Here is a 26,762-nt window from a genome sequence, read left to right as displayed (position 1 = left end):
GGATGATCGAAAAGAAGAAGGTCTTCTGGTTCATACTGCTGAGACTTCTGGTGGTGTCCGTCTTTCTGGTCACCACCGTTTATCTTGACGTCCACACCTACGATGTAAGCGGCGAAGTGGCGGGAACAGTACTGTTGCGCCTTATCGGCGCCACCTACCTGTTCTCGCTTCTATCGCTTGTCGCTCTTCGTCCCGCAGCCCCGCGCCTCGTGCGCACCTTGGCATACCTCCAGATCGTCTGGGACCTGATTCTCGTCACGGTGCTGATCCTCGTTTCGGGCGGGGTCACTTCTCACTATTCCTTTCTCTATTTTCTGTCCATCATCAGCGCTTGCGCCCTTTTAGCGCGCTCGCAGGCGTACTATACCGCGTCTCTTTGTGTCATTCTTTATGGCGCCATCCTCGACTTCCAGTACTACGACAAGCTCGCCCCCCTAGGCATTGATTCAGCTCCGGCACAGCAGTGGGGAGCGGGGTACCTCTTTTATCTCATTTTCTTGCACGGCGCCTCATTCTTTCTCACTGCCGTGCTCGCCGGACACATGGCGGAGAGGGCCCGCGTTTCCGAGAGCGCGCTGAAGGAAAAGGCGATTGACTACGAGGAACTGGAGCGGCTTAACTCCTCCATAGTTTCCACCATAGACAGTGGCCTTCTTACCATCAACACAGCCGGCAGGATCCGCGTATTCAACCGTTTCGCTGAGGTCCTGACGGGGGTCTCACAGACCGATGCCTACGACCGCTCGCTTGCGGAGGTGCTTCCAGGGATTGCCGGCTTCGAATCCTCTTTTTTTGAGCCGGGGCAGGGCGAGTTTCGTCATGGTGCGATCGACGGCAGGGAGCTGTTACTGTCGTTCAAGTCGGTGCCGCTGCTGGACAAGGAAGGGGGGACGGTCGGGGCCCTGTTCGACCTGCACGACCTGACCGAGATGAAACGGATGGCCGCCGAACTGAAACGGGCGGACCGTCTGGCTGCGCTCGGCGAACTGTCCGCGCGCATGGCGCACGAGATCCGCAACCCGCTCGCCGCCATTAGCGGTTCCGTTCAACTGGTCTCCCTGCGGCCGTGGGTCGACGAAAAGGACCAGCGGCTTTTCTCCATCATCGTCAGGGAGACCGATCGCCTTGACGGACTGCTGCGTGATTTCCTCTTTTATGCGCGGCCGAACCAACCGGCCAAGGTGGAGTTGAACCTGCGTAGGGTGATCGTCGACATTTGTGCGCTGCTCGCCACTGACCCGCGTTTGGAGCGCGTCGAGATCGATAACCAGGTCCCTAACGACCTTTCGGTGCAATTCGACAAGGATCAGTGCTCACAGGTATTCTGGAATCTTCTCGTCAACAGTGGCGAGGCCATGAGCGGGGAAGGGCAAGTCTGGATCTCCGGCGGCATTACAAGAGAAAACGGCGGTAGCGGCGAGGTGTGCATCAGGATCCGCGACAACGGAGCAGGGATGAACCCTGAAGACGTCAAACGTGTGTTCGAACCCTTCTTCACCACCAAGAAGGGGGGGACCGGCCTCGGACTCGCTACGGTCTATCGTATTGTCCAGGCCAACGGCGGAAGGATGACCATAAACAGCACACAAGGCAAAGGGACTACGGTTACGCTGCACTTGCCTGCCTAGAGATCGGTCAAGTGGAGCGGTAGTCGGATTTTTCAGGCGAACAGCCAGCGAGGTTTTAGGAGATGCAGGCCAGAATTTTGGTTGTAGATGACGAACTTAGCATGCGGGAATTTCTCGCCATTTTGCTCGATGGCGAAGGTTTCCTGGTGGACCAGGCGGAGAGCGCGGAGGACGCTCTTTCGTTCATGGCACGGCAACACTACGACCTCGTGCTGTCGGATGTCAGCATGCCCGGTCTCGGGGGACTCGAACTCCTGAGCCGGATCAAGACCGGCTCTCCGGATACCGCCGTGTTGATGATCACCGCGTTTACCACTGCGGAGCAGGCGGTGGAAGCGATGAAACTCGGCGCGTACGATTACATCGGCAAGCCCTTCAAGGTCGAAGAAGTGAAGGTGCTGGTCCGCAAAGCTTTGGAAAAACGGAGCCTCGTCCAGGAAAACAAGCGGCTAAAGGCCGAGGTGCAGGAGCGTTTCGGTTTCAGCGGGCTTGTCGGCAAAAGCAAGCAGATGCGAGAGGTATACGATCTCATCGGCAAGGTGGCCGACAGCATGGCCAACGTTCTCATCAGCGGCGAGAGCGGCACCGGCAAGGAGCTTGCGGCTAAGGCGATCCACTACAACAGCCCGAGGAAAAATGCCCCCTTCATAGCAGTGAATTGCGGCGCCATACCGGAGACTCTGATCGAGAGCGAACTTTTCGGCCATACCAAAGGGAGCTTCACCGGAGCCATCGCGGATCGCCCCGGCCTCTTCGAGCAGGCCGAGGGAGGGACCCTCTTCCTGGATGAGATCGGCGAACTTCCTCTGTTGCTCCAGGCGAAGCTTTTGCGCGTGCTCCAGGAGCGTGAATTCCGCAGAGTCGGCGGTGGAGTTTCCTTGAAGGCCGACGTGCGCATCGTCGCCGCCTCCAATCGCAACCTCGAAGAGCAGGTGCGGGGGGGAGGCTTCCGGGAGGACCTCTTTTATCGTCTGAACGTAGTTCAGCTCCGTATGCCTTCACTCAGCGAACGCACCGAGGACATTCCCGTGCTCGTGGAGCACTTCTATAAGAAGTACTCGCTCTGGACCGGTTCCGGGGAGATCATAACGCCGGACGCTTTGCGCGCTCTGTTCAACTACCCCTTCCCCGGCAATGTTCGGGAACTTGAAAATCTGGTGGAGCGCTGCGTCGTGCTAGGCTCCAGGGTGATCGCCCTCGAATGCCTCCCCGCGGCGGTGCGTGAGCAACGCGCCGCTCCGGCCTGCTCCGGAGAGTTGGAAATTCCCGAAGAGGGAATGGACCTGCAGGCCTACCTGGACTGTCTCGAACAGAAGCTCCTCGTACAGGCTCTGGAAAAGTGCGGCGGCGTGAAAAAGCATGCCGCCGCCCTGCTAGGGATGACCTTTCGTTCCTTCCGCTACCGTTTGGCGAAATTCGGCATGGACGAGGAGTAGTGACAAAAAATGTCACTTTGGCGCTGACAAAAGTGTCGCTGTGACGTTTTTGGTTCCCTCTCAGTCTTGGCCGCTCTGACTGAAAAAGTAGTAAAGACAATGACTTTTTTCTTTTTAGTGAATTGGCCCGCATATTGCTGAAAGAGTCTCGTTTTCGTTAGCTCTCAGTAAACCCGAAGCATCAGTCGGTAATCCACCACGAAAAGGAGAAACTAGATGTTAAACAAACTCAGAAGCAAAAAGGGCTTCACACTGATCGAGCTGCTGATCGTCGTTGCGATCATCGGTATTCTCGCAGCCATCGCGATCCCGCAATTCTCCGCGTACAGGCAGAAGGCTTACAACTCCGCTTCTCAGAGCGACCTGAAGAACACCAAGACCTCGCTCGAGTCCTTCTATGCGGACAACCAGTGCTACCCCTACTAATCAGCCTAATTCCTTAAAGGAGAATGTCATGAAGAAAATTATAGCGATCATTGCTCTCTTGGTCTCGGCCGGGGCCGCTTACGGCGCCGCCTCTACAAACTGGTCCTACGGCACCAGCGGCGTATTTACTATGGGCGGCACCAAGTCCCTCGACATCAAGCCGTCTGCCAACGTCGGTTTCGCCTACAACGGCGGCTCCGCAGGCGTTGCCTACACCGTCGCTTCCTACCACGCGCAGGGGAGCAGGTGCTACGCAACCAGCTCGACCGATACCAACATCTTCTACCTGAACATCACGGCACCTGGTATCGGCACCGCGCTGTCCACGGTAACCCTCCCGGATCCGCCGGCACCCCCTGCTGGTGTTGACTGGAGCACCAACGGTGGCTGGTCCGCCAGCAAGTAAAGATCACGACAACTGCCTGACCCAAACGGGGTGCATCCGCAGAATGCACCCCGTTTTTTCGATGCTCCGAAGGTTCCCATGGATACGTTTCAAAACTTGTATCGGCTGAGCGTCGCCTCGCTTGTGCGCGACCGCCTGCTCTATCTCGTCTTTTCCCTGGCTGTTCTTGCCCTCGTTTTGATTCCTCCTTTCAGCATGTTCTCGATGCGTCAGGTTCAGGAACTCTCGGTGACGCTGTGCCTCTCAGCGCTCTCCTTCTTCCTCCTGGTGGTCACAGTTCTTACCGGCTCCTCCTCAATCTGGCGAGACCTTGAGAAGCGCTACGCAGTCTCGGTTCTCGGGCTTCCGCTGCCCCGTCGGGATTTCGTGCTGGGTAAATTCTGCGCCATCTGCACGCTCTTGGCCGTCGTCTCGCTTTTGTTCGCCGCTGGATCGTTTGCCGCCGTCAAAGTCTCGACTGCTCTTTATCCGTCCGAAATCCCCACGCAATGGGGAACGTTCGCGATCGCCGTCCTCTTCACCTATTTGAAGTACGTTCTATTGTTGTCGCTCGCCTTCGTGTTCTCCGCGGTGAGTACCTCGTTCTATTTCCCGTTTCTTGCCTCGGTCGCGGTTTTCATCGCCGGCAGCGCGAGCCAAGAGGTGTACGAGTACATGCTCGGGCCCTACGGGGAACGCATCGCTCCCACGACCAAGGCCCTCACAAAGGGAATCTACTACCTTCTCCCGAATTTCACCGCCTTCGACCTCAGCGCCCAGGCGATATACTCGCTCCCCCTGGTTGGCGGCACCTTGCTCCTCACACTAGGCTACTTCGTCTGCTATACGGGCATCATGCTCTGCATTGCCGTCTGGAGCTTTTCCCGTCGAGAGCTGTCATGACCGGCAGAATTCTTTTCTGCATCATGCTTGCGGGCTATCTCGCCTTGGCGGTCCCCTTCAGCTCCTCACTGGTGAACCGGCCCGTACTGGTCAAACTCGGAACCCTTCCGGAGCCGGAGGTATTGCGCATCATCTCGGGGGATCAGCGTTTCCTGGTCGCGCAAAGTGCCGTCGTGAAGGTTCTTTTTTACTACGGTACCCTGGTGGAGAAGTTTCAGCGGAAAGTGCGCATCACGCCCGAATACTACAACATGTACCGGACGCTGATCACCGCCTCCAAGCTCGACCCCTGGAACGCGGATGTCTACTACTTCACCCAGGCTGCCTTCACGTGGGAACTCAACAAGATCAATGAGGTGAATGGGCTTCTGGACTACGGCATGCGTTACCGGACCTGGGACTATCAACTGCCGTTCTTCGCCGGGTTCAACTCGGCGTACTTCCTGAAGGATTACAAGAAGGCGGCGTCCTACTTCGAGAAGGCGGCGCAACTGAGAGGGGACCCGCTTCTGGCCAACCTTTCGTCGCGCTATTTCTACGAGTCGGGACAAAACCGGCTCGCCCTGAGCTTCATCGATTACATGGCCAAGCACACTACCGACAGCAAAGTGGTTGCGGTCTATGAGGTGAGGAAAAAGGCGCTCCTAGGCGTGATGACCCTGGAAGAGGCGGCGCTCGGCTACCAGCGCAGATTCGGCAAAAAGCCGGAGCGGATTTCCGATCTGGTTTCCTCCGGCGTCATTTCCAGCATCCCCGTCGATCCTTACGGCGGCCAATTCTATCTTGATGGAGCCGGAAAAGTGCGCAGCACGAGCAAGTTCTCCTTTCCAGTTCCCGAGGCCCAGCGTAAAAAACAGTAAACGGCAGGAGAGCAGAGCATGAAAGCACTGGCAATTTCGAACCTTTCCAAGGAGTACCGCGCCAAAAAATTCGGGAAGGTGCAGGCGCTCAAAGACCTGTCGTTGGAGGTCGAGGCGGGAGAGATCTTCGGTTTCCTGGGGCCTAACGGCGCCGGCAAGAGCACCACCATCAAAGTGGTCATGGGACTCGTGCGTCCAGGCACGGGATCGGTATCCGTCTTCGGCAAATCCGTCGACGACGCCGCATCCCGCCGCCGGATCGGGTACCTCCCCGAGAATCCTTCCTTCTACGATTTCCTCACCGCCCGCGAATATTTGGGGTTCGTCGGCAGGACCTTCGGCATGACCGACGACGCGATCAGGACGGAATCCGCCAAGGTGCTTGAGCTTCTGGATCTGGCCGCCGCCGCCGATCGCCCCATCGGCGGCTACAGCAAGGGTATGGTACAGCGGCTGGGTCTGGCCCAGGCAATGCTGCACGACCCCGACCTCTACATCCTGGACGAGCCGATGAGCGGTCTCGACCCCGTCGGGAGGTCGCTGGTCAAAGAGATCATCAAGGATCTGAAGAGGCGGGGCAAGGCTGTCTTTTTCAGCACACACATCACGGCAGACATAGAGATCGTCTGCGACAGGGTCGGGATAGTCGCCGCCGGAGAGCTGAGGTCCGTTGACAGTGTGGCCAATATCCTGCAAAGTGGCGTGGAAGGCTACGAGATAGAAGTTAACCGGTCCGGTGAGTTGCAGAGTCTGCAGGTCGGAACGGAAAACCTGCAACCGTACTTGGCGGAGCTTATCGCAAACGGCGCCGTTATAGAGCGTATCGAACCGGTGCGCAAGGACATGGAGGCGTTCTTCCTTGACATACTTGGCCAAGGGCGTGCCGGCAAACGATAGGCGGCAGATTCTATTTCTGATCTTTGTCGTCCTCTCCCTTTACGTATTTGCCGTATCGGCCCCCATAAACCTCATAGATGACGCCGGCATCCTCAAGTTCTACCGCGATCCCCGACTGGGGTTTCTCGACGTGGTCAGGCCCGGCTCCGGGTACTACTACCGGCCGCTCATCTCGCTCAGCTTCTACCTGGATCACCTCCTCCTGAACCAGAACAGCTATCTTCTCCACCTGGAGAACATCCTGGTTCACGCGGCGAACACGGTCCTGCTTTTCCTGCTTGCCAAGCGAATGTTGCCGCCCGCATCCCGCATGCTCCCCCTGGTCGCGGCCCTTCTTTTCGCAACCCACCCGGTGAATGTGGAGGCTGTAAACTGGATTGCCGGGCGGACCGACCCGCTGGCGCTTTTGTTCGTGCTTCTTTCCTCTCTTGCGCTTTTAAAGGGGGTGGAGGGGGCGCGGACGGGCTACACCATCCTTTCCGTGCTGTTTTTAGCAGCCGGCGTCCTCGCGAAAGAGACCGCCCTGCTCTTTGTGCCCGGTTCGTTTTTGCTGATCCGTGGATGGCTTTTCACCCGTTCGGAGGATCCCGAAGCGGGTCGTGGGGCGCGGCGGCAGTCGAGGGTTCTCTTTCTTTCCTACTGCGGGATCTCCCTTGCCTTTGCGCTCCTTCTTCTTGTGCGGGCGAGCAGCGACGGAAATAGCCTCTCGAAGCTCCTCTCCGGCGGCGCGGAGCGCCTGGCCGACGCGGTTCCTCTCGGTTTGAGCCTCCTCGGCTTTTACCTGAAGAAGCTTTTGTTCCCATGGCCCCTCAACTTCGGCATCATCTCGGTGTCGCGGTGGTACGCGGTGCCCGCGCTCCTCTCGCTTTCGGCCCTGTTTTTCCTGCCCCGGAAGAACCCTCATTTTCACATGGTGTTGATCGGCCTCCTGTTCCTGGCCCCCGCGCTGGTGGTGGGAGTCTTCGACTTAGCCTGGACCGTGGTCGCCGAGCGCTATCTCTATCTCCCGTGTGCGTTTTTCTGTCTGGGGGCAACCGGGTATCTGTCGCAGGTGACCGCACGCGTGCGGCGGCGCGGTGTGCTGGCGGCCGTGGTTTCTCTGGTCCTAGCCATCGCCGCCTTCGCCTCTTTGCAGAGAACCCTCATCTGGCAGAGCAACCTCGCCCTGTACCGCGACACAGTTGCCAAGTCTCCTGACTTCGCCATGCTGCACAACACCCTTGCCGTAACGCTGATTCAGGCCGGAAGGCTCTCCGAAGCCCGGCACGAGTTGAACCTCGCCTCCTCCCTGGAGCCAAGCGCACTGCTCAAGGGGCTGATCCGGAGGAACATGTTCCTTATCGACCTGACGGGGAGGTCGCGGCAGGAATCGCGACGCTTTTTCAACCTGTACGCTCTGGACAAATCGCAGGAGGATACCGAGATTCTGGAAGCGTGGAAGCTGACCGACGACGGACTGTTCAAGACGTTGCCGGCAGGCGCAGAGAGGGACTCGGTCGTCGAGGAGCTGATCGAGGTCAATCAGGCGCTTTACGCGCGGAAATCCGATCCATTCCTTTTGTACAACAACGGTCAGTTGTGGCTGGAGAGGGGCAACCGGAAACGTGCCGCCGAGTGCTTCGCAGAAAGTTCCCATAAGGCGCCAGAGTGGGCCCACTACAGGGTGGCGGCCCAAAAACTCGCTGAAAAACTAGGCGGAGGGGCTATATGACCGCCTGCTGGAGACTCATACGGCCGCACCAGTGGCTGAAGAACCTGATGATCTTCTTCCCCGCATTTTTGTCCGGGAGCATCGTTCAACCCGGAGTAGCTCAGCGAGGGGTGCTCCCAATGATCGCCTTCTGTCTGGGATCCAGCGCCACCTATGTTTTCAACGACCTGCTAGACGCCCCCAGGGACCGCAACCACCCCAGGAAGAGCAGGCGCCCTATCGCCTCCGGTATGGTCAGGCCACGGTCGGCGGTAATCTTCGCGCTGCTGCTCGTCGTCGGCGCGTTAGGCATCGCTCTACTCGTTCCAGGGATTTTCCCCGTGCTCCTCGTGAGCTACCTGTTGATCTCCGTCTGCTATTCGCTGAAGTTGAAGGATGTTGCGATCGTTGACATTTTCTGCATCGCCGCCGGCTTCATCCTCAGGCTCGAGGCGGGGGGGGGGACCCTCGGTGTGACGATCTCCGAATGGCTCTTTCTCACCGTGTTCCTCCTTTCCGTGTTCCTCAGTACCGGCAAACGGCTGTGCGAACAGCGCGGATTGGGAGAGGGGGCTGGGTTCCACCGCAAGAGCTTGGATGGATACCCGCCGGGTTTCCTCGACATCGCCATGGCAATGACCGGGGCCGCGGTGCTCGTCACCTACACCATGTACTCCCTCTCCAAGGCGTACCTCATCTACACGGTGCCGCTTTGCACCTTCGGGCTTTTCCGTTACGCACTCAGGGTGAAGGCGGGGGAGGGGGGAGACCCGACTGAGGCACTTTTGAAGGATTTCCCGCTTTTCGTCACCGGCCTTCTCTGGGTGATCATGGTTGCCTCCGGGATCTACCGATGAGCGTTTACGTCGTCCTGGTCAACTACAACGGCTGGCGGGACACCGTCGAGTGCCTGGAGAGCGTTTTCCGCTCCGATCTTCCCGGATTCCGGGTGGTGGTCTGCGACAACGGGTCGCGGGACGGATCGCTGGACCGGATCGAATCATGGGCGCGGGAAAACGCCCGTCTTTCCGCTATGGGGAAGACCCCCTTTGCGCGTTACCGTCGGAGCGAGGCAGAGTCGGGCGGTATTCACGAGGAGTCCGCCCCCCTCGTCCTCATCGACTGCGGCGATAACCTGGGCTTTGCCGGCGGCAACAACGTGGCGCTGCGCTACGCCCTTTCCCGCGGCGATCTCGACTACGCCTGGCTACTCAACAACGACACCGTGGTGGCGCCGGACGCCATGCGGCGGATGGTGCACCGGCTCGAGGAGAGCGGGGGAAGCGGTCTGTGCGGATCGACGCTTTTGCATTACGAGGCCAGTGACCGGGTTCAGGCCCTTGGGGGGGGCTGGTACTGCAAGTGGCTCGGCCTCGCCTGGCACCTGGGGAGGCTCGGACGTTGGCCTGCGCGCGTCGAGCGCGGCCGCGTGGAACACCGCATGAGCTACCCAGTCGGTGCGTCGCTCATGGCGAGCCGTGACTTCATCGACGCCGTGGGGCTCATGTGTGAGGAGTACTTCCTCTTTTTCGAGGAGCTCGACTGGGTGCTGCGTGCCAAGGGGGCATTCGCGCTCTGCTGGGCGCCGGAGAGCCTGGTCTACCACAAGGTGGGTGCCAGCATCGGAACGAGCAGCAACCCGGCCCGAAAGAGCGCCGTCTGCGATTACTGGAACGCGAGGAATCGCATCTTTTTCACCAGACGCTTCTTTCCCGAAGCGCTGCCTACGGTTTACCTGCTTTTGTTCGGCACGCTCGTAACGCGGCTGCTACTCGGCAGGTGGTCTCGGGCGGCTATGATAGCGCGCGTTCTCACCGGGCGGGAAGGGGAATAAGTTGAGCGACATGAAGGATAAATCAGTCATCCTGCTGCGCCGGATGCTCCCTTTTTTGGAATGGTGCCTGGCCCCCTTCACGCTTTTGAGCGCACTTCTTTTCGCCCTGATCCGGAGGGGCGGGATCGAGCGGATGGCGCTTACCCGCAGAATCCTCCTCCGGGTCGGGGTCTTCCCCGTCACACGCCACTACTACGAACCGCAATTCGACCATCGCTGGATGCGTCGCCCGCTGGATGCCGAGCGCCCGCTCCCCGGCATCGACTGGAACGAGCAGGGGCAGCTTGAGCTTTTGCGCCGCTTCAGCTTTGCGGATGAACTGCTCGAGTTTCCTCAAAGGCCCCGCGACGGGCGTATCGAGTTCCATTACGACAACGCGATGTTCCCCCCCGGAGATGCAGAGATTCTCTACGGCATGGTGCGGCATTTCCGCCCCAAAAGCATCGTGGAGATCGGGAGCGGGAACTCCACCCTTATGGCGTTAAACGCGCTGAAGAAGAACGCTGAGGAAGAGGAAGACTACCGCTGCCGCCATATTTGCATCGAGCCGTACGAGATGCCATGGCTTGAGCGGACCGGCGTCACCGTGCTGCGCGAAACGGTGGAGAGCGTTGATCGCGAGCTGTTCTCGACCCTGGAGGCGGGGGACATCCTCTTCGTCGACTCGTCGCATATGATCAGGCCGCAGGGGGATGTGCTCGCCATTTACCTGGAGATCCTTCCTCTGCTGCGCCCAGGCGTTCTGGTTCACGTCCATGATATATTCTCGCCGTGCGACTACCCCAGGGAGTGGGTGGTAGACGAAGTGAAGTTCTGGAACGAGCAGTACCTCCTGGAGGCGTTCCTGACCCTCAACCGAGACTTCAGCGTGATCGCCGCGCTGAACTACCTGAAGTCGAATCACTTCGAGCTCCTATGTGCCTGCTGTCCGGTCTTCGCACGACAACAAGGGGGCGCTCCCGGCTCCATCTGGCTCATGAGGAATTAGACAGGCTATGAAGATAAGCGTGATCACCATCTGCTATAACAGCGCCTGCCACATCGAAAAAACGATCGCGAGCGTCCTTTCGCAGTCCCACCCGGAGCTCGAGTACGTCATCGTCGACGGCGGATCGAGCGACGGCACCGTCGAGATCATCCGTGATCACGCGGCGCGGGACACGCGCATACGTTGGGTGTCCGAGCCCGACCGCGGCATTTCCGACGCCATGAACAAGGGTGTGGAACTCGCCACCGGGGAGGTGATTGCGCACCTGCACTCTGACGAGTATTACCTGGACCGGGAGGTGCTGGCCGAAGTGGCAGGAATCTTCCGCCGTTCTCCGGACGCACTCTGGGCCACCGGCGGGTTCCACTTCGTCGATTCGAAGGGGCGTTTTCTCAGGGAGATCAAGGTGCGCCGCTACTTTTACTGGAGGCTGATTCACTCGAACATCATACTGCACCCGGCCACCTTCATCAGGCGCGATGCCTTTCTCGCCGCCGGAGGTTTCAACCTTTCCGTCAAGTATTGTATGGACTACCACCTCTGGCTTAGGCTCGGAATCATGGGGGCCCCGGTTCCGATTCGACGGGCCGTCGCCTGCTTCGGCGTCCACGGCGGCAGCCGTTCGCTGTCCCAGGCCGAGGCTGCCTACGCAGAGGAGTTCAAGGTGCGCCTGGATTTTCTGAAGAGCCGCTCCATGTGGCAGTTTCCCTACCGGCTCGAGTACCTGGTCAAGAAGAGGCTTAATCGGCTCTTTGTGCGCAGGCTTTTCGCCGCGGCTGACGCACCCTCAGAGGAGGCCCCGTGACCGGGTTGCGACCGAAGGTGTCGGTGGTGATTCCCTGCTACAACCACGGCATCTACCTCGACGAGGCGGTGGACTCCATCCTTGCACAAAGTTTTGACGACTTCGAGATCGTCATCGTCAATGACGGGTCCACCGATCCCTTCACTAAAGATCTCCTTGCGCGTTATCACCGCCCGAAAACGCGGGTCCTGCACACCGAAAACGCCGGCGTCTCCAGCGCGAGGAACAGCGGCATCGCAGCCGCCAGGGGGGAGTACATCCTTCCTCTCGATGCCGACGACCGCGTCGCCCCGAGCTACATCGAGAAGGGAGTCGCTATTCTCGATACCCGCCCCGAGGTGGGCATCGTTTATTGCGACGAGCAGATGTTCGGGGAGCGCAATGATGTCTGGATCATGCCCGAGTATGATCCGGTCGCGCTCCTCTTCGACAACCATATCTTTCCGTCCGCCTTTTTCAGGAAGAGCGACTGGGAGAAGGTGGGAGGATACTGTTCCGGCTTCGTCTACGGGTGGGAGGACTGGGACTTCTGGATCTCCATGTCCAGTCTGAAGAAAGAGGTGACAAAGATACCGGAGCTGCTGTACTATTACCGGATTCGCAGCGAGTCGCGCGATCATTCGATGCGGTTTATTCACAAGCTCGCCATGATGAGTCTCATCATGCTGAGACACAAAAGACTGTATCTGAAGAATCTTCATCACCTCATGACAAAATGCTTTCGACTCTTGGCAACCCGACTGCGCGGATGTTCCGTCTATTAAACAAAAACACGCCGGTAAAGACAGTATCGGAACAAATCAAGCATGCCCCATTGTGAAGAAGAACTGATCATAGAGGCGGGAAAAGCCGAGGGGACCTACTGGCGCGATCTGTGGCGCTATCGAGAGCTCTTCTATTTTCTCGCCTGGCGGGACATCCTTGTGCGCTACAAACAGACCGTCATCGGCGTCGCCTGGAGCGTGATCCGGCCGCTTTTGACCATGGTGGTCTTCACGGTCGTTTTCGGCAAGCTGGCGCAACTCCCCTCGGGCCGGGTTCCCTACCCGATCCTGGTATTCGCCGCCATGCTCCCATGGCAGTTTTTCTCCAGCGCCCTCACCGACAGCGCCAACTCCCTGGTCGCCAACGGTTCCATGCTTAGCAAGGTCTACTTCCCAAGGATGGTCGTGCCCGCCTCGGCGATCATCGTGAGCGCGGTCGACTTCTTGGTATCGTTCGTCATCCTCGGCCTCCTCATGGGGGTGTACCGATTCGTCCCCGACTGGCGCATACTCGCCTTGCCGCTCTTCTTCGCACTGGCCTGCCTCGCCTCCTTCGGCTGCGGGCTGTGGCTTGCGGCTCTCAGCGTGAAGTATCGGGATTTCCGGCTCGTGCTTCCCTTTATCGTCCAGTTCGGCCTGTACGTCTCGCCGGTCGGTTTTTCCAGCGACATAATCCCTGGTCACTGGCGCCTCCTATACAGCATCAACCCGATGGTGGGAGTGATCGACGGTTTTCGTTGGGCGCTTTTGGGAGGGGAGGCCTCCCTGTACCTGCCCGGAACACTGGTATCCCTGTTGATCGCCGTGCTGTTGTTTCTTTGCGGCGTCCGGTATTTCCGGAGCACCGAGCGGGTGCTCGCCGACGTGATCTGAATGAGCGCTGTGATAACCGTCGAAAATCTAAGCAAGCGGTACGTCCTTTCCCACCGGCAGGAAGGGGGGCTGGCACTGCGCGACGTCATTGCGGGACAGGCCCGGCGCATCACCTCGAGGATGTTGCACCCCCTGCGTCGCCCCGAGGTATCCGGGAGCGCCCAGGAGCCTTTCTGGGCGCTCAGGGACATCTCCTTCAAGATCAACCAAGGGGACCGGGTCGGTATCATCGGCAGAAACGGGGCAGGGAAATCGACCCTGCTGAAGGTGCTGTCGCGCATCACCGAGCCGACCTCCGGACGGGTTCGCATCAGGGGAAGGGTGGTGAGCCTGCTTGAGGTGGGGACCGGATTTCACCCGGAGTTGTCAGGTCGTGAAAACATCTTCCTGAACGGTGCCATCCTGGGCATGTCGCGGCAAGAGATCAAAAGCAAATTCGACGAGATCGTCGACTTCGCTGAAATGGAAAGGTTCATCGACACGCCGGTCAAGCGCTACTCATCGGGGATGTACGTTCGGTTGGCGTTCGCCGTCGCGGCCCACCTCGAACCGGACATCCTCGTCGTGGATGAGGTCCTGGCGGTGGGAGACGCCCAGTTCCAGAAGAAGTGCTTGGGCAAAATGGAGGATGTGGGCCGTGAAGGGCGGACCGTGCTGTTCGTGAGCCATAACATGACCACCATCAGATCACTCTGCGAGCGCTGCATTCTCTTGGAGCAGGGCAGAATCAGCTTTCAGGGTGACGTGGCACGGACCATCGACCTTTACAACTCCGGTTTTGATGCCCGCGGGCCGTTGATCTCCGCAGCTGATATGGTGAGGGATGCGAAATGCTCCCTGCGAGCGAAGATCGTCGATGTCGCGGTCGTCGCCTCCTCAGCCGTCAATCCTTCGTTCTTGGACGGCAAGGAGGTCTTCACCGTTCGCCTGACGGTGGCGGCCCTGACTGAAGTCAAATGCAGCGCACAAATCGTCATTTGCGACGATATGCAGCCTCTGAGTTACCTGGATTCCGGCACGCTTCACAACAAGATTTACACGCTTCCCAAGGGGACCTCGACCATCGAATGCAGTGTCGGGCCCTTGCAATTGTACGCCGGCAATTACCGCATCAATTGCAGCCTGAACATCCCCTTCAAGGAGGTTATCGATGAGCTGCAGAGCGCTTACCGCTTCGAGATCAGGGAGTGCGATCCCTACGGCACCGGTTACAACATCGAGAGGAAACATGGCTTCGGGCTGTTCCACATACCGCATTCATGGAGTGAATGATTGAAGCGTCCCCCTTTTTACGCGCGTCGGGCGTTTTTACCGCAGAATCCGGAGCCGGAATGTCGGTGAAAATCGGCCTTGTCATTCCCGTGGTCCAGACCAAATTCGTACTGGCGCTGGTTGAGAAACTCCTTAAAGGGTGCCGGCGCACCGACCTCGCCATCTGTATCGTCAATGACGGCAAGGAAGAGGTGGCGAAATACATGGCGGGCAGGAAGCTTCCGGCGCAGGTGCACCTGCTCGATTTGCCCGAAAATCGCCGATTCGCAGGTGCGAACAACGCGGGGTGGCGCCACCTGATAAAGCTGTATCCTTCGCTTGCCTACCTTGGCACGATAAATGACGACACCGTCCCCGCTCCGGGGTGCGTGGAGGAAATGGTTTCGTGTCTGGAAGAGCACCCAAGGACTGCGGTTGCCATGCCGGTGATGCTGGTCGGGAACAGGTTCTTTCCCAAAAGCTACGCAGTCTGGAAACTAGGCGACGCGGAAGTTCCGCTCGTGCCGCTGCATCACAAGATAACCTCCGACGCCTTCACCTCGGTAATCAACGGCTTTTGTTTCATGGCAGCAAGGGAGGCTATGGAGGAAGTCGGCTTTTTCGATGAACGTTACAGCAACAGCTGCGAAGACGTCGATCTCGCCTTGAAGCTGCTCACGTGCAATTGGAGGATCATAGTCAGCAAGAAGACGATGGTCTACCACCACGAGGCACAGTCCAGGTATTTAGTCGGCTCCGGGACCGATCTCGATGCATCGCATCAACTGCTGCTTGAAAAATGGGGACGCGACCTGTCCCGCTACAACAACCTGAATGCAAACGGCTTCCTCATCCATGACCCAGAGTAAGAAACGCTTCGCGGCCCACATACTTTTTTTTGACTGTGACCAGTTCATCCTCAGGGCCATAGAAAATTGTGCTCCGTTCGTGGAAAAGATCTATATTGCCCGCAGTCAGCTGCCATGGCAGTACAATTCCGAAGCGCGGCAGCAGTTTCAAAACCAGTCCGACAAGGACATCCTGAAACTGTCAAAGCACTTCGAAAAGATCGAGCTGATCGAGGGAGACTGGGCCTACGAAGAGGATCAACGGAACAGCTGTCTCGAACGTGCCAGACGGGACGGTTTCGACTATCTGATCGTTCACGACGCCGACGAGTTTTACCGCTTCGCCGACTATCGCGATAACATCCGCACCATTGAGGAGAACCCCGATTTCGACCTGTACAAGACCCCATGGTGTTCCTTCTGGAAGAGCCTGGATTACATACTGGTCTACAAGGACGGGGGGCATCTGCTCGGCCATCCCGAATTCGCCATCAACTGCAAAACAGAAGGAAAATTCGTCAGGGCGAGAAGCACGGATGCAGCGAGGGTGTTTACCCTCAAGGGGACATGTTTTCATCTCTCTTATGTTCTCACCGACGATCAGGTGCTGCGCAAGATAAACACTTGGGGACACGCTCACCAGTTCGATACCCAAAAATGGTACCGTGACAAATGGCTCAGCTGGCATGAGGGTCTCGGGAATCTACACCCTGTTCAGCCCAGGGAGTGGCAGAAAGCAGTTAGGTACACGGGCGATCTGCCTGAAGTGCTACGGGGCTTTGTTTCTCCGCAGATCACCGTCAAGCCGTCGGTCTCGCTCTTGGGGGCACTGCAGGGCAGAGCAAAGCATGCATTCGAGCTGGTGCGGGGGGGGCTCCGGAATCTGCTGCTACCGTTGCGCAGAGCAAGACTCGCCTGTACTTGGAGGCTCCGCGTGGCGAAGCTGAAGGCCGGACCGGGGCTTAGGCTCCATCTTGGCTGCGGCGAGAAGCGGTACCAAGACATGCTCAACTGCGAATGCCGCACCACACGTGCTGCTGATCTAGTTCTCGACTGCAGCAGGCTCACCATGTTTGGCGACCACACCGTAGACCAGATCTTCTCCCATGCTTTTTTCGAACATCTCTACAGGCCGCAGCAACTGCCCCTTTTACTTGATTGCTTCAGGGTCCTTTCCGCCGATGGAACCATCATTTTCCTTGGGCTTCCCGATTTCGAGGTGATAGCCGGATGCTACATGGAGGGTGCCCCGAGCCATCTCAAAAAAGATGAATCCTTCGACTTGTACCACGTGTACCGGTACACGCACGGTGACCCGGAGATCGCCCAAGACTACTGGCTGGAACAGCTACATAAATCGCTGTTCGACAAGAGATCTGTCCAAAAGCTGCTGTTAGAGTCCGGTTTCGAGAACCACGTTATCTTCAACTACTGTTATCCAGGTGAGGATATCGCCCTCAATATAGGTTTCGTTGCCTCAAAGTCCGGCCTCCCCGTGGGACACCGCATTGGGGAACTGCTCTCCCCGTTCAGGGAGTGCTTGGCCGATATCAACAAGATTACGCTTTACGAAGAGGTGACGGCGGGGTTCGATCGGGCTGGCGGTGATTCGGTATGAAGATCTTTTACCTGAGTGTCATCGAGCAGCATGCGGGATGGGGCGCAGAAGTCTTCGTGAACCGTGCCTTTGTCGGACAGGGGCACCGGACCGTCACCCTTGATTACAGGAAACATCGTCACGATCTTTCCCGCCACTTCCTGGCGCTCGACGGCGATTTCGATGTGTTGTTTCTGCAAAGAGGGGACTGGTTTCCCATTGAGCTCCTCAAAAGTGTGCGCAGACCACGTTTTTTTTGGGCCAGCGAACTTGTCTCACGTAACGAAGACCAGAACAGGCTTTTACGGTCAGGGCTCTTCCAGCACATCTTCGTACACTCCAAGCAGTGCAAGGATATCGTCGTGCGCAACGGTTGGATGCCGGAGCATGCCGTGTCGGTTTTGCTGAACGGTTTCGATGAAAGCGTGCATTTTGCCATTCCCGCAGCCGAAAAGGATATCGACCTGCTGTTTTTGGGAAACCTCACACCGAGGCGGCGGCGCTGGCTTGAGCGTTTGAAGGCGGATTTCCCTGTCACGATTGTCAACGCTTTCGGCAGCGAGATGACGCAGTTCCTGAACAGGGCCAAGATCGTGCTGAACATCCATGCCGAGGAGTACCCTGACACGGAAACACGCGTCTTCGAGGCGCTGGGGTGCGGCGCTTTCCTGCTCACCGAAACCCTGTCGGCGGAGAATCCGTTTTCGGACCTGGATCACCTCGTGCAGGTCGAGGACGTGGAACAGATGGCCGCGGCGATTTCACATTACCTGGAGCACGGACAGCAAAGACAGCGGATCGCCGACTCCGGACACCGGGCTGCGTTGGCCGGGCACACCTATGCGAAAAGAGCGGAGTGGCTTGCAGGGATTTTCCTCGCGCACGCAAGCGCGACCTCGGCACCCGCACTGGATAGGAAAAAAGTGGCTGCTTATTCGGTCAAGGAAGGCGTCATCAGGCAGTTGGCGTCAGTGAAGCGTCTGATCGACGCATCCGTGGTTGCAAAGGTTTCCGGCGGGCTTGCCGGAGCGCGCGGATCCGTCGGGGCTGCGGTTAAGGCAAGGCGTCTCGCAAAGGGGAGCGGAAGGTCAGAGTCATGAGCCGTTTTTCGAGCCTGATAAAGAAATTCACCGGGAGAGGGGACAAGGTCGCGGTTTCCGAGGCGGAACTGTCTTTGGTCCGTGAATTCTTCGTGCATTACGACGATTTTCGAACCGTTGAAACGTGCGCACGCGTCACCGGCCTGTCGGTCGGATGCTGCGCCCGGGCGCGGAGTATCCTATATGAAAGACGGGAGCTCGGGCTGTACTTTTTTGAAGAGGGGGTTCCGCCCCACAGCTACATGCGACGACTCATCCTGGCCGGGTTTCCCGGCCTAAGCCGCGATTCCCGCATTCTGGAAATAGGCCCCGGTGATCATCCCATCTTCCCGCCATGGGACTACCCGAACTGGCACGGCGTCGACAAATATCTGGACGGAGACACGATCAGGTTCAGGGAACAACTCTGGGGACGCGGCAAATACCCCGAGAATGCAATCAGTCACGGCACGTGGGAAACCCTGGCGGAGAGATTTGCGCGGCCGGAACTGATCGGCAGCTTCGACATGGTCGCGGCTTCCCATTCCTATGAGCACGTATTCCAACCGGTAACGGCGCTGCGTCAGGCTCGTCGCATGTTGCGCGAAGGAGGCGCAATTTTTCTCTTCGTACCGGACGGGTTGAGCGACGATGTTAACACAAAGGACCCGACCCACACGTTGTACCTGGTGCCCGAGATGGTGCGTGAGTTGTTCGACTGCGCCGGAGGATTCTGCGACTTGAAAGTGGAAGTGTTCAGACCCAACGCGGATTTGGCGATCTCCGCCGTTGCATGTTAAGGAGCAAGCGATGCGTTCCCCAAGGAAGGTGAGCTTTGCGGTCGCCAAACTGCTGCAGGGGGGGCAACGGTGAATATCGGGATCGTGACCACTTGGTTCGAACGCGGTGCGGCCTACGTCTCGCGGCAGTACCGGGACGTCCTTGCCCGGCACCACCGGGTCTTCATCTATGCACGCGGTGGCGAGTCGTACGCAGTCGGGAATCCCGAATGGGACGATCCTTCGGTAACCTGGGGCAAAAAGCTGGACGTGCCGGTGCCGACGTTCATAGAACTGAACGATCTGCATCGCTGGATAGAGGACAACCGGCTCGACGCGGTCTTTTTCAACGAACAGCAATGGTGGGAGCCGGTGTTGTTGTGCAATAGGCTGGGGGTGCTGACCGGTGCCTATGTCGACTACTACACCGAGGAAACCATCCCTCTTTTCGGCTGCTACGACTTCCTGATCTGCAATACTCGTCGCCACTTCGATGTTTTCGCCTGGCACCCCCATGCCTTCTACGTCCCCTGGGGGACCGATCTGGACCTGTTTGCCTTTAACGGTGCTGCACCGGTGCAACCGGGCCAAGTCACTTTCTTCCACTCTGCGGGGATGAGTCCCGATCGAAAGGGGACCGATCTCCTTCTCGAGGCATTCGAAAGGGTGGTGGGACCGGCACGCCTGGTGCTCCATGCCCAAACCGGCATAGCTGAAAGCTTCCCGCGGTTAAAGCCCTTGTTGGAGCGGTTGACTGCTGCCGGAAGGGTGACCTGCATCGAGGAGACCATCCCTGCGCCGGGGGGGTATCACCTTGGCGATGTCTATGTCTATCCGTCGCGCCTTGATGGCATCGGACTCACCGTGGCGGAGGCCCTCGCCTGCGGCTTACCCGTCGTCACGGGGGACTGTCCCCCCATGAACGAGGTGGTGCATGAGGATAACGGCAGGCTGGTGCGCATTGAGCGCCACCACGCACGTGCCGACGGTTACTACTGGCCGTGCTGTACCGTTTCCATCGATGACTTGGTCGAACAGATGCAGTACTTCGTGGACCGGATCGACCGTTTGCCGCAGTGCAAGTCGGCGGCACGACTGTATGCAGAGCGCCATCTGGATTGGAGCAAGAACAGCGTGCGGCTTCCGGAACTGTTCTCCGACATGGCTTCAAGCCGTCGCCTGGACAAGTCCGTGGCGCAACAGCTTGCGCGGCACTACGAGGCAAGGCGTCTTACGCTCACGATGAGACTGTATCTGCTTTACCCAAAACGCTTCAAAATTCTCAATGACATCCGGAAACTGCTCAACGCGCACCTGTTCAAACCATGACCCTTGCGCGTCGCGAGCTTATGCGGATCTGGCTTCTGCGAAGAGCGATGTCGCAGCAGGGATTTACCAGTCTTGGCGACTGCGGTCCGCATGCAGCAGGAGCCGCTAAATGGAAGTGCAGATGCTAAAAGTGCTAACGGTGTTCGGTACCCGCCCTGAGGCGATCAAGATGGCCCCGGTGGTCAGAGAGCTGGAAATGCATCCCGCGAGCTTTCAGAGCCTGGTCTGTGTCACCGGACAGCACCGCGAACTGCTGGACCAGGTGCTCGACCTCTTCGGCATCCGGCCTGATTACGACCTCCGCGTCATGCGTCCGGGGCAGGATCTTTTTGACGTGACCTGCGAGGTGATGCGGCAGTTGAAAGGTGTTCTCGAGAAAGAGCAGCCCGATCTGGTTTTGGTGCATGGTGACACCACGACCACCATGGCGGCCTCGCTGTCGGCTCACTACTTCCGGATACGGGTCGGGCACGTGGAAGCGGGGCTCAGGACGCACGACAAGTTCGCCCCTTTCCCGGAAGAAATGAACCGTCGCCTGACAACCGCCCTCGCCGACCTGCACTTCGCGCCGACGGAGGCAGCCAGGCAAAATCTGCTCAGGGAAGGGATCAATGACGCCGCCATCTTCGTTACCGGGAACACGGTGGTGGACGCGCTTTGTTGGGTGCGCCACATGATCGAAAGCGACCAGTTGTTGCAGCGTAAACTGGCCGAAGAATTCTTCTTTTTGGACCCCGCGAAAAAGCTGATACTGGTTACAGGCCACCGCAGGGAGAATTTCGGTGCCGGTTTCGAGCGGATCTGCCGAGCGTTGGCCAAACTCGCATCAGACAACCCCGACATCGAAATCCTCTACCCCGTGCACCTGAACCCTGAGGTGCAGGAACCGGTAAGGCGCATCCTCGGATCGACCCCTTCAGGAAACGTTCATCTGATACCTCCTGTGAATTACTCGACTTTCGTCTACCTGATGAACCGATCCTTCCTGGTCATTACCGACTCTGGAGGTGTTCAGGAAGAAGCGCCTTTGCTGGGCAAGCCTGTGCTGGTGATGAGGGAACGTACCGAACGTACGGAAGCGGTAGCGGCAGGTACCGTAAGACTGGTGGGGACCGACGGGGCGGCGCTCGTGAAGGAAGCGACCGAACTGCTTCATGACAGCACTGCCTACCGTTCCATGTCCTTCGCCCACAGCCCATACGGGGACGGCGCCGCCGCTTCGAGGATCGGAAAGCACCTCGCTGCTTTCTTTAAAGGCGAAGTATGACCCGACAGGATTACAGGCAGCAGATGGTAAAGTGTGTACTTTTGAGCGAATTGCGTTGAGCCGCCATGGATACTTCTGAATATTTAGCCGCTCCTTCTGTCTCTGTTGTGATACCCGCATATAACAGAGCAGGCACCATAGGATACTGTCTCGACAGCATCTTCAGGCAAACTGTTCTCCCTGATGAGGTGCTCGTGGTGGATGATTGTTCATCCGACGCGACGGTGGAAACGGTCATGAAGTATCCCGATCCAAGGGTCCGTTGCATAAGGCTTCAGAAAAACAGCGGAGCACAGGCCGCACGAAATCGAGGCATCAGGGAGGCAAAGGGAGAGTGGATAGCCTTCCAGGATTCGGATGACGAATGGCTGCCGTCAAAGCTTGAAAAACAGATTGAGGCCCTGCGGCTTTGCGACTTCGATCCGCTGACCGTCGTTCACGGTGACTATGTTTCGCTCGACCCGGCGGGCGACAACATTTCCGTAGAGCTTCCGTTGGTGGAAGGTGATGATGTCCACTCTCTGCTCCTTTCAAGGCCCGGCCCCTGTTTTCCGTCGCTTCTCGTCTCCAAAGGTGCGCTGGAGCGGATAGGGTATCTGGACGAGATGGTTCCAGCGTACCAGGAGTGGGACACCTCGATCAGGTTGGCGGGTATCTGTCGCTTCATTCATCTAAGGGAGCCGCTGTTCATCTACCACCTTCATGGCGGGGAAACGATATCGAAGGACAAAGAACGGGACATCCGCGGTTATCAATACATAATCGACAAATTCGAGCCGGAGATCAGGAGGGCGTGCGGAGAGGACGTTTGGCATTTCCACCATAGGCGACAGTTATTCGCCTGTCTTAGCTACGGATTCTGGCGTCAATCGGACCGATATCTTTCCTGCATCCACCCTAAGGATTTCAATTTCAGGATTTTGCAACTCTGCCGGCTACTACATCTCAGCCCCACGCGGCTTTTCCGCTTAAAAACCGTTTTTTGCGGCAAATAAAGGAGCAAACGATGATAGAACAAATAACCCACAACGACACTCTGTTGGCAATCATCATTCCCGACAGCTTCACCGCGCCCGGTATCCACTTTTTCACACCGAACGAGTTTTCCCAACAGGTCGCTTACATGCGGCATCCTGCAGGGAAGGAGATCCCTGCCCACGTTCATAAACCGGTGCCGCGCGAGGTTAAGTACACACGGGAGGTTCTCTTCATCAAGAGCGGCAAGTTGCGCGTAGATTTCTACGATGACGCGCAGAACTACCTGGAAAGCCGCATCCTTGCAAAGGGGGACGTGATTTTGCTGGCCAGCGGCGGACACGGTTTCGAGGCGCTTGAGGAGTTGGAGATGATAGAGGTGAAACAGGGGCCCTACGCTGGTGAAGAGGATAAGACCCGCTTTGCGGGCATCTCCGCATCACAGGTACGGATGGTGAATAACAATGGATGATTTCATCCCCGTAAACGAGCCGCTTCTGGACGGCAACGAGAAGCGTTACCTCATGGAGTGCATCGACACCGGCTGGATCTCCTCGGAGGGGCCCTTCGTGCAACAGCTGGAGGAGCGCTTCTCCAAGCGTGTCGGTCGAGCACACGGTATTGCGGTCGCCAACGGATCCGGTGCGCTCGATATCGCCGTCGCCGCGCTGCGCCTGGGCCCGGGGGACGAGGTGATCCTGCCGACCTTTACCATCATCTCCTGTGCCGCTGCCGTCGTACGCGCCGGGGCGGTACCGGTCCTCGTCGATGCGGATCCGGTTACCTGGAACATGGATCCGGCCCAGGTGGCCAGACGTATCACGCCGCGTACAAAGGCGATCATGGTGGTGCACCTCTACGGCCTGCCCGCAGATCTCGATCCACTGCTTGAAATCGCTCGCCGCCACGGTCTGAAGGTGATCGAGGATGCCGCCCAGATGCACGGCCAAAGCTACCGCGGCAGGCCGTGCGGCAGCTTCGGCGACGTCAGCACCTTCAGCTTCTACCCGAACAAGCACGTCACGACAGGGGAGGGGGGGATGCTGGTTTGCGACGACCCGGAGTTGGCCGGGCGCTGCCGCAGTCTGCGCAACCTCTGCTTCCAGGCAAGCAAGCGTTTCGTCCACGAGGAACTAGGTTGGAACTACCGCATGTCAAATCTGCAGGCCGCGCTGGGGGTGGCCCAACTGGAGCGCCTGGACGCTTTTGTCGAGCGCAAGAGGCACATGGGGGAGTGCTACGGCAAACTGCTGTCCGCGGTCCCCGGTCTCGAGCTGCCTGAGCCGCGGCGCGACTACGCAGAGAGCATCTATTGGGTTTACGGCGTTGTGCTCAAGGATGACGTTCCCTTTGACGCGGCCCAGGCGATGCGACGCCTGGGCGCGCTCGGGATCGGTACCCGCCCCTTTTTCTGGCCCATGCACGAGCAGCCGGTATTTTGCAAAATGGGTCTGTTCGCCGACGAACATCACCCGGTTGCGGAGCGGCTCGCGCGCCGCGGATTTTATTTACCCAGCGGCCTCAGTCTGACCGAAGCCGGGATGAAACGTGTGGCGGGGGCGCTTGCATCCGTGATGTCCGGCGAGGGAAGCGGGGTGAGCGTAGGAGAGGGGGCGGCATGACCTTCTTCGGAGCGCGCGCCTTCTGTCGCGAGGATGACCTTGGCGACGGGAGCAGGTCATGAAACGGATCGGCCTTTTCCTAAACATCGAGCCGAGTGGGGGGGGGACCTTCCAGTACTGTCAAGCCGTAGTCGACGCTTTGGTTGCGCTGCCCTCGGACAGGTACGAGGTGGTCGTCGCCTACACTTCCGTCCTGTGGCAGGAGTATCTCGAGAGTTTCCCGGTAAAGAAATTGCTGCTCCGCAAGGCGATATTCGGACGAGGCGTCGGCTTCATCTGGCACAAGCTCGGTCTGCCGCTTGGTCCTTGGCGGGCGATCAACCCTCTTTTTCATTCGATGGCGCAGGATCTCCTGAGGGAGCGCTGCGACCTCTGGATCTTCCCGTCCCAGGATACCCGCGGCTGCGAGTTCGACGTCCCTGCTTTGATCACAATCCTCGACCTCATGCATCGTTACGAAGCGCGTTTTCCGGAGATGGGTGCGCCGGGGGAGGTCAAGATCCGCGAGGCTCAGTACCGCTCCATTTGCCGCTGGGCTCGGGGAGTTCTGGTCGATTCCGAACTGGGAGGGCGTCAGGTGATCGAGTCGTACGGCATGGCGCCGGAGAGAATCCACGTGCTTCCATATATCGCCCCGCCACACGCCTGGCGCGCTGCGCCCCCACCGGGATTCGACGGGCGCTACACGCTTCCGCCCAAGTTTCTTTTTTACCCGGCCCAGTTCTGGGAGCACAAGAACCACCTGCTCCTCATCGAAGGCGTATCCCGGCTCAAACGCGAGCTTCCGGACCTCAAGCTTGTCCTGGTGGGAACCAAGAAAAACGCCTACGACAGGGTTGTGGCACGAGTGACCGAACTGGGGCTTGAAGACAACGTGCTTTTCCTTGGGTATGTTCCCGACCCCGATGTGCCGGAACTCTACCGCAGGGCTCGCGCACTGGTGATGCCGACCTTCTGCGGTCCGACCAATCTCCCTCCACTGGAGGCGTTCGCTGCCGGATGCCCGGTAGCCCTGTCCGATCGATACGCGATGCCGGAGCAGGCGGGGGGCGCCGCGCTTCTTTTCGACCCGGAGTCGGTTGAGGAACTTTGTGACTGCATCAGAAGGCTCTGGACCGACGATTCTCTCTGCGCCGAACTTTCCAGGCGCGGCAAAGGGCGCGCCGCAGCCTGGGGGCCGTCGCAGTTCGCGGCAAGGCTCGCGGAGATCATCGAGAAGGTGACAGCGCTGAAGGCCGCCCAGACGCTGCCTCTGTCGGAGAGAGGATGAACGAAATGCGGAAGGTAATCTGTTGCTGGTGTGCGAAAGGGCCGGAACATTTCGAGAGGCAGGTGCCCCTGCTCTTTGCCGGACGCAGGAATCTGGAACTTGGCTTCGACAACGAATTCGATCTCGTCTTTCTTAACGGGTACGAGCTTCTCGACGACCGCTACCAGGGTGAGTTGCGGGATACCGGGTACCGGCTGATTGATGCCGGGAGTGTCTACTGGGACACTGCCGCCCGGTTCCGCGCGCTGGACCGATTCGGGGTGTACGAGAAAAATTGTTTCCTTAGGTGGCCAGTCATCTCCTCCCTTTTTCCGGGGGAGTCGCTCATTCATTATGATGGTGACATCATTTTCAACGAGGACCCGGCGCTGATCGGCCGGTTGCTCGCTGGGCGGACCTTTGTGATGCAAGGGTGCCCGGCCCTCACATGCATCAGCGATCCGGAGTGGTTCGTCCGCTACTTAAGTGAGTTGAGGCTGTTCGCCGCAGACATCGACGGCTACTCGGCCCGCGCATGGCGGGAGCGCGAAGGATGGCCCGTCTCGTACGCGGAGAAGTGGGCCGGGCAGCGCTCTCGTGAGGTGATCTCCAGCGACCAGGACCTGCTCTCCCACCTGATCCACACCGACCGGATTCCGCAGGACAGGCCGTCGCAACTGGCGGGTATCCTTTCCCCTTACGCGGTTTTCGAAAACCCGCTCTACCTGCACGGCGGCACGTTCAACGAATTTTCCCGCCCGATAACCTACGAGCGGAGGTCCGGCATAGATTACCTGGGTGGCAAACGGGTCCTCACCTGGCACATGCAATGCGACTTCAACCTCTACCTATCCACCTACCTGTTCAGGAAGAGGTTCATGCCCTGGGAGAGGGGAAGGCTTGCCAACCATCTGGTCGAGCAGACCTACCCCTATCGGTTCGGCTCTATTTTCAGCCGACTTTCCGGAGTGTACACACGTCTCGAGGTGTACCGGCATTTTTTCAAACAGCGCGATTTCCGCGAGATTTTCACCAACCGCATATGGTGGGACGGGGGAGCCTTCCGCTGATGCCTCGCAAAAAGAATGACAGCCGCCCTATGCCGGGGAACAGAGCGCTGGGTCCGGATTGTGTAAGCTCGGCTCCAATGAAACTTATGTGTTTCTCTTTACATGTCGGATCAGACGAAGTAGTTTATCCTCTCTAACCTGCATGGTGTGGGCCCCCCTGTGAAAGCATGTTGTATGGGGCTTCCCGCACTGGCTTGGCCCAATTCC

The 26,762-nt window shown here is 58.5% G+C and carries 26 protein-coding genes; all 26 read left to right on the top strand.

Going from position 1 to position 26,762, the window contains the following annotated elements; genetic code table 11:
* Positions 1–2: 2 nt before the first annotated feature.
* The 26 genes from E8L22_RS13045 (at position 3) to E8L22_RS12920 (ending at position 26,555) form a co-directional block, all read left to right on the top strand.
* Positions 3–1,628, top strand: a complete 1,626-nt coding sequence (locus E8L22_RS13045) for a two-component system sensor histidine kinase NtrB (RefSeq protein WP_136525587.1) — start codon at positions 3–5, stop codon at positions 1,626–1,628.
* A gap of 62 nt (positions 1,629–1,690) precedes the next feature.
* The gene (locus E8L22_RS13040; RefSeq protein WP_136525586.1) at positions 1,691–3,064 is read left to right on the top strand and encodes a sigma-54-dependent transcriptional regulator; all 1,374 of its coding nucleotides are present in this window, start codon (positions 1,691–1,693) and stop codon (positions 3,062–3,064) included.
* 216 nt (positions 3,065–3,280) lie between these two features.
* On the top strand, positions 3,281–3,490 hold the full coding sequence (locus E8L22_RS21895) for a type IV pilin protein (RefSeq protein WP_136525585.1): 210 nt from the start codon (positions 3,281–3,283) through the stop codon (positions 3,488–3,490).
* A gap of 28 nt (positions 3,491–3,518) precedes the next feature.
* On the top strand, positions 3,519–3,896 hold the full coding sequence (locus E8L22_RS13030; protein ID WP_136525584.1) for a hypothetical protein: 378 nt from the start codon (positions 3,519–3,521) through the stop codon (positions 3,894–3,896).
* Positions 3,897–3,974: 78 nt separating this feature from the next.
* Positions 3,975–4,778 carry an ABC transporter permease gene (locus E8L22_RS13025; RefSeq protein ID WP_136525583.1) on the top strand — a complete coding sequence of 268 codons (804 nt, stop codon included), beginning with the start codon at positions 3,975–3,977 and terminating at the stop codon, positions 4,776–4,778.
* The gene (locus E8L22_RS13020; protein ID WP_136525582.1) at positions 4,775–5,638 is read left to right on the top strand and encodes a hypothetical protein; all 864 of its coding nucleotides are present in this window, start codon (positions 4,775–4,777) and stop codon (positions 5,636–5,638) included. Before E8L22_RS13025 ends, E8L22_RS13020 begins: the two co-directional genes overlap by 4 nt.
* Positions 5,639–5,656: 18 nt before the next feature.
* Positions 5,657–6,535, top strand: coding sequence for an ABC transporter ATP-binding protein (locus tag E8L22_RS13015; RefSeq protein ID WP_136525581.1), 879 nt, complete (start codon positions 5,657–5,659; stop codon positions 6,533–6,535).
* Positions 6,498–8,246 carry a glycosyltransferase family 39 protein gene (locus tag E8L22_RS13010; protein ID WP_136525580.1) on the top strand — a complete coding sequence of 583 codons (1,749 nt, stop codon included), beginning with the start codon at positions 6,498–6,500 and terminating at the stop codon, positions 8,244–8,246. The genes E8L22_RS13015 and E8L22_RS13010 overlap by 38 nt, the downstream gene beginning before the upstream one ends.
* Positions 8,243–9,082 carry a decaprenyl-phosphate phosphoribosyltransferase gene (locus tag E8L22_RS13005; RefSeq protein WP_136525579.1) on the top strand — a complete coding sequence of 280 codons (840 nt, stop codon included), beginning with the start codon at positions 8,243–8,245 and terminating at the stop codon, positions 9,080–9,082. The genes E8L22_RS13010 and E8L22_RS13005 overlap by 4 nt, the downstream gene beginning before the upstream one ends.
* Entirely contained in the window at positions 9,079–10,059 is a 981-nt protein-coding gene (locus tag E8L22_RS13000; RefSeq protein WP_136525578.1) for a glycosyltransferase family 2 protein, read from the top strand. The genes E8L22_RS13005 and E8L22_RS13000 overlap by 4 nt, the downstream gene beginning before the upstream one ends.
* A 10-nt stretch (positions 10,060–10,069) precedes the next feature.
* On the top strand, positions 10,070–11,047 hold the full coding sequence (locus E8L22_RS12995) for a class I SAM-dependent methyltransferase (protein WP_198420157.1): 978 nt from the start codon (positions 10,070–10,072) through the stop codon (positions 11,045–11,047).
* Between the two features lie 7 nt (positions 11,048–11,054).
* Positions 11,055–11,852 (top strand): glycosyltransferase family 2 protein, encoded by a 798-nt coding sequence (locus E8L22_RS12990; protein WP_136525577.1) that lies wholly within the window; start codon positions 11,055–11,057, stop codon positions 11,850–11,852.
* Complete coding sequence (locus E8L22_RS12985) at positions 11,849–12,616, top strand: glycosyltransferase family 2 protein (RefSeq protein WP_136525576.1); 768 nt, start codon at positions 11,849–11,851, stop codon at positions 12,614–12,616. Before E8L22_RS12990 ends, E8L22_RS12985 begins: the two co-directional genes overlap by 4 nt.
* 42 nt (positions 12,617–12,658) lie before the next feature.
* Positions 12,659–13,489 carry an ABC transporter permease gene (locus E8L22_RS12980; protein WP_136525575.1) on the top strand — a complete coding sequence of 277 codons (831 nt, stop codon included), beginning with the start codon at positions 12,659–12,661 and terminating at the stop codon, positions 13,487–13,489.
* On the top strand, positions 13,490–14,761 hold the full coding sequence (locus E8L22_RS12975; RefSeq protein WP_136525574.1) for an ABC transporter ATP-binding protein: 1,272 nt from the start codon (positions 13,490–13,492) through the stop codon (positions 14,759–14,761).
* A 59-nt stretch (positions 14,762–14,820) separates the two neighbouring features.
* Positions 14,821–15,609 carry a glycosyltransferase family 2 protein gene (locus E8L22_RS12970; RefSeq protein WP_162604833.1) on the top strand — a complete coding sequence of 263 codons (789 nt, stop codon included), beginning with the start codon at positions 14,821–14,823 and terminating at the stop codon, positions 15,607–15,609.
* Positions 15,596–17,206 (top strand): class I SAM-dependent methyltransferase, encoded by a 1,611-nt coding sequence (locus E8L22_RS12965; protein ID WP_136525572.1) that lies wholly within the window; start codon positions 15,596–15,598, stop codon positions 17,204–17,206. Before E8L22_RS12970 ends, E8L22_RS12965 begins: the two co-directional genes overlap by 14 nt.
* Complete coding sequence (locus E8L22_RS12960; RefSeq protein WP_136525571.1) at positions 17,203–18,285, top strand: glycosyltransferase family protein; 1,083 nt, start codon at positions 17,203–17,205, stop codon at positions 18,283–18,285. Before E8L22_RS12965 ends, E8L22_RS12960 begins: the two co-directional genes overlap by 4 nt.
* Positions 18,282–19,064: a methyltransferase domain-containing protein gene (locus E8L22_RS12955; RefSeq protein WP_136525570.1), complete on the top strand. Its 783-nt coding sequence runs from the start codon at positions 18,282–18,284 to the stop codon at positions 19,062–19,064. The genes E8L22_RS12960 and E8L22_RS12955 overlap by 4 nt, the downstream gene beginning before the upstream one ends.
* A gap of 69 nt (positions 19,065–19,133) precedes the next feature.
* Entirely contained in the window at positions 19,134–20,372 is a 1,239-nt protein-coding gene (locus tag E8L22_RS12950; protein WP_136525569.1) for a glycosyltransferase family 4 protein, read from the top strand.
* Between the two features lie 121 nt (positions 20,373–20,493).
* Positions 20,494–21,639: a non-hydrolyzing UDP-N-acetylglucosamine 2-epimerase gene (gene wecB / locus E8L22_RS12945; RefSeq protein ID WP_136525568.1), complete on the top strand. Its 1,146-nt coding sequence runs from the start codon at positions 20,494–20,496 to the stop codon at positions 21,637–21,639.
* 65 nt (positions 21,640–21,704) lie between these two features.
* The gene (locus tag E8L22_RS12940) at positions 21,705–22,634 is read left to right on the top strand and encodes a glycosyltransferase family 2 protein (RefSeq protein WP_136525567.1); all 930 of its coding nucleotides are present in this window, start codon (positions 21,705–21,707) and stop codon (positions 22,632–22,634) included.
* A gap of 11 nt (positions 22,635–22,645) precedes the next feature.
* Positions 22,646–23,086: a cupin domain-containing protein gene (locus E8L22_RS12935; protein ID WP_136525566.1), complete on the top strand. Its 441-nt coding sequence runs from the start codon at positions 22,646–22,648 to the stop codon at positions 23,084–23,086.
* On the top strand, positions 23,079–24,236 hold the full coding sequence (locus tag E8L22_RS12930) for a DegT/DnrJ/EryC1/StrS family aminotransferase (RefSeq protein WP_136525565.1): 1,158 nt from the start codon (positions 23,079–23,081) through the stop codon (positions 24,234–24,236). The genes E8L22_RS12935 and E8L22_RS12930 overlap by 8 nt, the downstream gene beginning before the upstream one ends.
* A 58-nt stretch (positions 24,237–24,294) precedes the next feature.
* Positions 24,295–25,506 carry a glycosyltransferase family 4 protein gene (locus tag E8L22_RS12925; RefSeq protein ID WP_136525564.1) on the top strand — a complete coding sequence of 404 codons (1,212 nt, stop codon included), beginning with the start codon at positions 24,295–24,297 and terminating at the stop codon, positions 25,504–25,506.
* Positions 25,503–26,555, top strand: a complete 1,053-nt coding sequence (locus E8L22_RS12920; RefSeq protein WP_136525563.1) for a hypothetical protein — start codon at positions 25,503–25,505, stop codon at positions 26,553–26,555. Before E8L22_RS12925 ends, E8L22_RS12920 begins: the two co-directional genes overlap by 4 nt.
* Positions 26,556–26,762 lie beyond the last annotated feature (207 nt).

The sequence above is a fragment of the Geomonas ferrireducens genome, assembly GCF_004917065.1.
In the GTDB taxonomy this organism is placed as follows: Bacteria; Desulfobacterota; Desulfuromonadia; order Geobacterales; family Geobacteraceae; genus Geomonas; species Geomonas ferrireducens.
The sequence above is the reverse complement of the archived record's forward strand: the minus strand, read 5'-3'. Positions and strand labels throughout refer to the sequence as shown.

Excerpts from the sequence above, each read along its gene's own strand:
- E8L22_RS13045 (WP_136525587.1), top strand. The coding sequence starts at position 3 with ATGATCGAAAAGAAGAAGGTCTTCTGGTTCATACTGCTGAGACTTCTG.
- E8L22_RS13040 (WP_136525586.1), top strand. The coding sequence starts at position 1,691 with ATGCAGGCCAGAATTTTGGTTGTAGATGACGAACTTAGCATGCGGGAA.
- E8L22_RS21895 (WP_136525585.1), top strand. The coding sequence starts at position 3,281 with ATGTTAAACAAACTCAGAAGCAAAAAGGGCTTCACACTGATCGAGCTG.
- E8L22_RS13030 (WP_136525584.1), top strand. The coding sequence starts at position 3,519 with ATGAAGAAAATTATAGCGATCATTGCTCTCTTGGTCTCGGCCGGGGCC.
- E8L22_RS13025 (WP_136525583.1), top strand. The coding sequence starts at position 3,975 with ATGGATACGTTTCAAAACTTGTATCGGCTGAGCGTCGCCTCGCTTGTG.
- E8L22_RS13020 (WP_136525582.1), top strand. The coding sequence starts at position 4,775 with ATGACCGGCAGAATTCTTTTCTGCATCATGCTTGCGGGCTATCTCGCC.
- E8L22_RS13015 (WP_136525581.1), top strand. The coding sequence starts at position 5,657 with ATGAAAGCACTGGCAATTTCGAACCTTTCCAAGGAGTACCGCGCCAAA.
- E8L22_RS13005 (WP_136525579.1), top strand. The coding sequence starts at position 8,243 with ATGACCGCCTGCTGGAGACTCATACGGCCGCACCAGTGGCTGAAGAAC.
- E8L22_RS13000 (WP_136525578.1), top strand. The coding sequence starts at position 9,079 with ATGAGCGTTTACGTCGTCCTGGTCAACTACAACGGCTGGCGGGACACC.
- E8L22_RS12995 (WP_198420157.1), top strand. The coding sequence starts at position 10,070 with ATGAAGGATAAATCAGTCATCCTGCTGCGCCGGATGCTCCCTTTTTTG.
- E8L22_RS12990 (WP_136525577.1), top strand. The coding sequence starts at position 11,055 with ATGAAGATAAGCGTGATCACCATCTGCTATAACAGCGCCTGCCACATC.
- E8L22_RS12980 (WP_136525575.1), top strand. The coding sequence starts at position 12,659 with ATGCCCCATTGTGAAGAAGAACTGATCATAGAGGCGGGAAAAGCCGAG.
- E8L22_RS12975 (WP_136525574.1), top strand. The coding sequence starts at position 13,490 with ATGAGCGCTGTGATAACCGTCGAAAATCTAAGCAAGCGGTACGTCCTT.
- E8L22_RS12970 (WP_162604833.1), top strand. The coding sequence starts at position 14,821 with ATGTCGGTGAAAATCGGCCTTGTCATTCCCGTGGTCCAGACCAAATTC.
- E8L22_RS12965 (WP_136525572.1), top strand. The coding sequence starts at position 15,596 with ATGACCCAGAGTAAGAAACGCTTCGCGGCCCACATACTTTTTTTTGAC.
- E8L22_RS12960 (WP_136525571.1), top strand. The coding sequence starts at position 17,203 with ATGAAGATCTTTTACCTGAGTGTCATCGAGCAGCATGCGGGATGGGGC.
- E8L22_RS12955 (WP_136525570.1), top strand. The coding sequence starts at position 18,282 with ATGAGCCGTTTTTCGAGCCTGATAAAGAAATTCACCGGGAGAGGGGAC.
- wecB (WP_136525568.1), top strand. The coding sequence starts at position 20,494 with ATGCTAAAAGTGCTAACGGTGTTCGGTACCCGCCCTGAGGCGATCAAG.
- E8L22_RS12940 (WP_136525567.1), top strand. The coding sequence starts at position 21,705 with ATGGATACTTCTGAATATTTAGCCGCTCCTTCTGTCTCTGTTGTGATA.
- E8L22_RS12935 (WP_136525566.1), top strand. The coding sequence starts at position 22,646 with ATGATAGAACAAATAACCCACAACGACACTCTGTTGGCAATCATCATT.
- E8L22_RS12930 (WP_136525565.1), top strand. The coding sequence starts at position 23,079 with ATGGATGATTTCATCCCCGTAAACGAGCCGCTTCTGGACGGCAACGAG.
- E8L22_RS12925 (WP_136525564.1), top strand. The coding sequence starts at position 24,295 with ATGAAACGGATCGGCCTTTTCCTAAACATCGAGCCGAGTGGGGGGGGG.
- E8L22_RS12920 (WP_136525563.1), top strand. The coding sequence starts at position 25,503 with ATGAACGAAATGCGGAAGGTAATCTGTTGCTGGTGTGCGAAAGGGCCG.